The sequence below is a fragment of the Oleiphilus sp. HI0066 genome (genome assembly GCF_001635725.1).
The window spans coordinates 1-593 of sequence record NZ_LWFH01000711.1; the positions used below are offsets into that span (position 1 = coordinate 1).

Sequence of the window (593 nt, forward strand, 5' to 3'; positions counted from 1 at the left end):
CATTACTGGCAGTGCATTTAATTGTCTGCGTAGTAACTGCCGCTCTTACCGCCATGCTTTTCTAACAATCGAACGCCATTAACTTGCATCGCTTTATCAACAGCTTTACACATGTCATAAACAGTCAGCGCAGCAACGCTAACAGCTGTCAACGCTTCCATCTCAACACCTGTCTGCGCATTCAACTTACATGTACTAACAATGCGTAAGCGCGCCGAATCGTTGACGTCTTGCGGCTCAAAATCAATGCTCACAGCACTTAAATTTAAACCATGGCACAAGGGGACAAGTTCAGAACACTTTTTAGCTGCCATAATACCTGCAACTCGGCACACTGCTAACACATCGCCCTTTTCAATCTGATCACTCAATATCAATGATAAGGTTGAAGGCTTCATGTCAACATAAGCCTCTGCAATAGCAATACGTCCAGTTATTGCCTTCCCCGACACATCAACCATATGCGCATTACCTGATTCATTGACATGCGTTAGTTTATTTTCCATTAACGCGTTCCCTCTATAATCGTTTGCCATGTACTGATACCAGCAATGCCCTGTCCGCCAGCACGAATTACCTCACCCAATTGCTCA

The 593-nt window shown here is 44.5% G+C and carries 1 protein-coding gene; it reads right to left on the minus strand.

Features of this window, described 5'->3' with window-relative positions; all coding sequences use genetic code 11:
* Positions 1-17: 17 nt before the first annotated feature.
* Positions 18-506, minus strand: coding sequence for a cyclic pyranopterin monophosphate synthase MoaC (moaC, locus tag A3738_RS08830; protein WP_068473122.1), 489 nt, complete (start codon positions 504-506; stop codon positions 18-20).
* Positions 507-593: the final 87 nt, after the last annotated feature.

Excerpts from the sequence above, each read along its gene's own strand:
- moaC (WP_068473122.1), bottom strand. The coding sequence starts at position 506 with ATGGAAAATAAACTAACGCATGTCAATGAATCAGGTAATGCGCATATG.